Origin of the sequence: Streptomyces sp. OR43 (genome assembly GCF_008042275.1) — a bacterium.
Lineage (GTDB): Bacteria > Actinomycetota > Actinomycetes > Streptomycetales > Streptomycetaceae > Streptomyces.
The window spans coordinates 1-4,735 of sequence record NZ_RDBK01000114.1; the positions used below are offsets into that span (position 1 = coordinate 1).

5 protein-coding genes are annotated in these 4,735 nt (G+C 69.6%); 2 read left to right on the forward strand and 3 right to left on the reverse strand.

Annotated features, from left to right (window positions below; genetic code table 11):
* Nucleotides 1-69 precede the first annotated feature (69 nt).
* Nucleotides 70-1,551, reverse strand: coding sequence for an APC family permease (locus tag EAO72_RS41315; RefSeq protein ID WP_148022524.1), 1,482 nt, complete (start codon nt 1,549-1,551; stop codon nt 70-72).
* A gap of 177 nt (nt 1,552-1,728) precedes the next feature.
* Here EAO72_RS41315 and EAO72_RS41320 point away from each other — a divergent pair, with 177 nt between their 5' ends.
* Together EAO72_RS41320 and EAO72_RS42395 are read left to right on the forward strand one after the other, a co-directional pair.
* A complete protein-coding gene (locus tag EAO72_RS41320) occupies nt 1,729-2,367 on the forward strand; it encodes a TetR/AcrR family transcriptional regulator (RefSeq protein ID WP_148022525.1) in 639 nt (212 codons plus the stop codon).
* Nucleotides 2,368-2,503: 136 nt separating this feature from the next.
* Nucleotides 2,504-2,905, forward strand: coding sequence for a hypothetical protein (locus tag EAO72_RS42395; protein ID WP_187285458.1), 402 nt, complete (start codon nt 2,504-2,506; stop codon nt 2,903-2,905).
* A 487-nt stretch (nt 2,906-3,392) separates the two neighbouring features.
* On the opposite strand, the gene EAO72_RS41330 is transcribed toward EAO72_RS42395, so the two are convergent.
* Nucleotides 3,393-3,803, reverse strand: a complete 411-nt coding sequence (locus tag EAO72_RS41330) for an SHOCT domain-containing protein (protein WP_148022526.1) — start codon at nt 3,801-3,803, stop codon at nt 3,393-3,395.
* 163 nt (nt 3,804-3,966) lie between these two features.
* Nucleotides 3,967-4,350, reverse strand: coding sequence for a hypothetical protein (locus tag EAO72_RS41335; RefSeq protein ID WP_148022527.1), 384 nt, complete (start codon nt 4,348-4,350; stop codon nt 3,967-3,969).
* Between the last annotated feature and the right edge of the window lie 385 nt (nt 4,351-4,735).

The window sequence follows — 4,735 nt, forward strand, 5'->3', positions numbered from 1 at the left end:
TCAGAGAGCCTTGACTTCGTCGTTCGACAGGGTGGGGGAGAGCCGGGTGTGGGGTTTGGCGACGGCGACTCAGAGAGCCTTGACTTCGTCGTTCGACAGGGTGGGGGAGAGCCGGGTGTGGGGTTTGGCGACGGCGACGTACGCCAGGCCGATGACGAGCAGCGCGGAGAAGACCAGGACCACGGCCCACACCTGGATCCAGCTTCCGGAAGGCGGGGCGAGTTCGGCGCGGGGCCAGGCGATGTTGACCGCCTCGAACAGCAGCCACACCACGGCGAGAACGTTGATCACCAGGCCCGCCCGGCCCAGGCGGAACTCGCCCTCCGCCGGATTCCAGCGGCCGCGCAGGCGTGCGTAGAGCGCGACGAGGGCAACCGCCAGGAAGATGAAGTAGAAGCCACCGGATCCGAAGGAGATCAGCGTGGCCGCCGCGTTGCCGTTGAGTCCGAGCAGGAGGCCGAGCCCGGCGAGGACGGCCGTCACGGTGAGCGAGACCCAGGGGATCTGACGCTCTCCCACCCTCGCGAGCTGGGTGGAGCAGGGCAGCTGCCGGTCCCGCGCGAAGGCGTAGACGGCCCGCCCGATGTAGGTCTGGATCGAGATGGCGCAGGCGAAGAACGCGACCAGGACGACGACGATGAACGGCTTTCCGCTCCAGCTGCCCAGGCCCTGCGTCACCGCGTCGAAGACGGGGTCCACGGTCTTCCCGGAGACGGCGTCCTCGGGGTTGCGCAGCGCCACCGTCACCGCGATCGAGGTCAGCATCACGGTGAACGCGACGAACACGTAGCTGCGCAGCAGAGCGCGGGGCACGCTGCGCCGCGGCCGTTCGGTCTCCTCGGCGACCTGCGTGGTCGCGTCGAACCCGAGGAAGGCCCAGCCGGCCACGGCCAGACATGTCACGAACCCGGCCGCGACGGACCCGCCGGAGACGGACTCCGCGCCCAGGCTGTCGAACAGGATGCCGAAGCCGTTGTGGCGAGCGAAGAGCAGCAGGAAGACGCTGACGGCGATGGAGACGACGCCTTCGGCGACGATGCCCGCGTTGAGGAAGTGCTTGACCGGGTTGACGCCGAGCAGATTGATGCCCAGGGCCACGGCGATGAAGACCACTCCGAGCAGTACATGGGTCGTCGATGACAGCGCGGAGTCGCTGAAGAGCATGTGCAGCCAGCCGGAACCGAGGTAGGCCACGGTGGTCAGGGACGCGATGGCGGAGGCGAGATAGATCCAGCCCACCAGCCAGCCCAGCCTGGATCCGCCGAGCCTGCGGACCCACTGGTAGACCCCGCCGGTGATCGGGAACTGCGAGGAGAGCTCGGCGTAGACCGTGGCGACCAGCAGCTGCCCCAGGAAGGCGACGACGACCGCCCAGATCCATGCGGGGCCGGCGAAGACGAACCCCAGCTGGGCGACGGCGTAGATGCCGACCACCGGGGAGATCGTCGCGAAACCGAGTGCGAACACGGCCCACGCGGACAGGGTGCGTTTCAGCTCCTGTTCGTAGCCGTATTCCGCCAGATCACCGGCATCGGCGCGGTTGTGGTCCACGTTCGTCTCCTGGCATTGCTGGGCGCGTTCGGCGGCGCTCACACGGTGGAGGTCGTCGTCGGCTCGCCGTTCCTGCCCGGCTACGGGCTGGGACCACGGCAGCCGTTCGAGCGGCGACCCATTTATTGGCTGTAGGGCCAATTGTCATTTGGCTGCACAGCCAATAGCATCCCTGCCATGACGTCAAGGGGTCCTGAGAGGCAAGTCCGCAAATCGGCGGCCGAACGCCGTCGCGAGATCGTGGCAGCGGCCGCGCGGGTCGGGCTCGAGGACGGCCTGGAGTGCGTCACCCGGCAGCGGATCGCCGACGGCCTCGGAGTCCAGTCCGGACTCATCCACCATTACTTCCCCGTGGTCGAGGAACTCGTCGCCGAGGCGTTCACGAGCGCCACCACGGCAGAGCTGGACGGCCTGCTGCCGGAGGCGGCGGCCGAGCCCGGAAGCCCCGGCCCTCTGCGCGCCTTCCAACGCTTCTTCGCCCTGATCTCGGACACCGAGTTCGACAACGTGAGCAAGCTCTGGCTCAACGCGCGACATCTGTCCCGCTACCGTCCCGTGCTGCACGACCAGGTGGTCAGCCAGGAGCTGCGCTGGTGCCACCGCATCGAACAGATCATCACGCAAGGCGTGCGGGAGCAGGTGTTCCACTGCGAGGATCCGTGGGCGGCCGCCGTGCGCATCCTCGCCGTCGTGGACGGAGCCAGCGCGTACATCAACACCAGCATCGACCACCGCGACCAGCCCTTGGCCGGCCTTGCCCGCGTGCTCGCGGAAGCCGAACTGGGCCTGTCGGGCGGTGACCTGCGCATGCCCTGACACGTCGCGGCGTTCGCCGTCGACCCGATCCGACGCTGGTGGCAGGCCCCGCGGGCCGGCACGGCTGTCCCCAGGTCGCGAAGTGACAAACATCCGTCGTGCACGGTCAAGACGCACCCGTCAGGGAAGCGCGAGGGTGGGCGAGGCCCGTGGTTCGAGCGATTCCTCGGCTGTCGTCCCGAGGATCGGCGTCGGCCACTCCGACCTGCGCGAGAACTTCGGAGACATGCGCATGGACAACAGCCCCGCACCCTCATCCGAGGTCCTGTCCTCACCTCGTCGGCACGCTCGTACTCTCGCGCCGGCTGCCGTTCCCGGCCCACTGCCCGACACCCTGATGAACGACGCCTACCTCACCGCGTTCGGCCGCGTCGCCTACCTCTGGGGCTGGCCGCTGGTGAACCTGCACAACCGGCTGCGGGTCATGGCTCGGCTGACCGCCCCGGCCCGGCCCTGCTCGCCGGGGTGGTTCCCGCCGGGCCGCCCGGGACGATCGGCATGCTGCCGCCGGACGGGCCGCGGGAACCGGGGCGGGTGAAGGCGGGATCGGTGGCCGCCTTCGCGGTCGGCGGGGTGTTCCCGTCCGACAACGGCACCTTCGCGGTGTTCCTGACGGTGTCCACCGCCGACCCCACCCGCGGGGCGCTCCTGGACCCGCTTCGAACGGGTGTCCCGGACCTTTCCCGCCGTGGCCGCGTGGCTGGACCTGCGGCCCGAGGCGCTCTCCCGGGTGCTCGCCACGGGCGGCCTCGACAACCGCTGGACCGGGCTCTCCGACCCGGCCGGGCCCGTGGTCAGCGGCCTGGTCGGCGTCGGCGACGCGGTCACGCACACCAACCCCACGATGGGGCAGGGCGTGGCACTGGCCCTGTGGGCGGCGCAGTGGGTGGCCGGTCACGCGGCGCACGCCGCCGTCGACCCCGAGGCGTTCGCGGCCGGCGGCAGGACACGCCATGCCACCACACGGCACGACATGGCGACGGTGCCGGCCGTGGAGCAGCCGGCACCGTCGCCATGTCGGGTGGTCAGACGAGGAGCTTCGTCTTCGCCCGCTGGTATTCCTCTTCCGAGATCGCGCCCTTGTCCTTGAGGTCCGCGAGCTTCGAAAGGTCCTCGACGTGGCTGCTCTTGGGCGCACCGTTCGCGTCGGACGAGCCCGCGGCCTCTCTCACGTACGCCTTGAAGGCCGCATCGCGTTCCTTCGCGTCCTTCACGTCCCGCTGGCCCATGGATTTGCCACGGGCGATCACGTAGACCAGAACGCCCAGGTACGGCAGCACGAGTGCCAGGACCAGCCAGCCTGCCTTGGCCCATCCGCCGAGGTCGTCACTGCGGAAGATGTCCATGATGACCCGGAACAGGAGGAAGAGCCACATGATCCAGAGGAAGAACCAGAGCATGGTCCAGAACAGGTTGAGCAGAGGGTAATCGTCCATCGTCCACTCCAGGCGCCGCGTCGAATGGCTGAATCTGAAATCAGTCATATCACCGCATTTAGGCGTTCGCCCGTTGGGGTTTCCCCTGTTCCGCCAGGGGAGGGAAGGAGGACGGGCGGGTGCGATGCGATGCGGTGCGGCGGCCGCTTCTCCCGGGCGGCGGCTACTTCTCCGGTACGGCGGCCGTGCCGGAGGCCTCGGCGGACACCGGGTCGGAGGACTGCTCCGCGGGTTCGGCCGGCTGCGGGGCGGCGGGCGCGGTCGTGGCCTCGGCGGCGCGTGCGGCCGATGCGGACTTCCGGCTGTGCACCAGGATTCCGATGAAGCCGGCGATGAACCCGCTGATCAGGCCCGATATCGCATGGTTGAGCGCGTTGGCCGTTTCGCTGTCCGGGAGGCCGACGGCGGCGTAGTTCACCGCCGCGCTCATCACCGCGCCCATCAGGCCGCCGATGAGGCCGCTGATGACGGCGCCGCGTACGGGCGAGGGCGGTGCGGCCGGTGCGGCCGGGGCAGAGGCGGGAGCGGGAGTGAGCGGTGCGGTCATCGTCGAGGGCCCTCCAGACAGGCTGCGATGAGAGACCGGGAGTGGCTTGCGGGGCGCGGTGACTGCGCGTTCCGGGGCCTGCTCGCACGGGCAGCCCACCGGTCCGGGGGATGCAGCAGTTACCTTGCGACAGAACACGTGTTCCTTGCAACACCTTCTCGTTTTCAACACGTTGACGGCCCGGTGAAAACCGACCGCGGGAGGCGGGCCGGCCTCTGCGCCCTCTGCTGCCGGGGCGCGGACTTCAAGGCGGCCGCCAGAGTGGTTTGTTCGGGTTTGCCGACGCGGATTCGCCCGCCGTGACGTGTGGTTGGGGGCGTGAGTGCCGAATGCGGGCAGAGGGTGCGGCACCTGGCACGCGCGAGACCGGCCGGCAGGGCCCGCG

Bases quoted from the DNA above. Each gene is read 5' to 3' on its own strand.
- EAO72_RS41320 (WP_148022525.1), top strand. From the start codon at position 1,729: ATGACGTCAAGGGGTCCTGAGAGGCAAGTCCGCAAATCGGCGGCCGAA.
- EAO72_RS41330 (WP_148022526.1), bottom strand. From the start codon at position 3,803: ATGGACGATTACCCTCTGCTCAACCTGTTCTGGACCATGCTCTGGTTC.
- EAO72_RS41335 (WP_148022527.1), bottom strand. From the start codon at position 4,350: ATGACCGCACCGCTCACTCCCGCTCCCGCCTCTGCCCCGGCCGCACCG.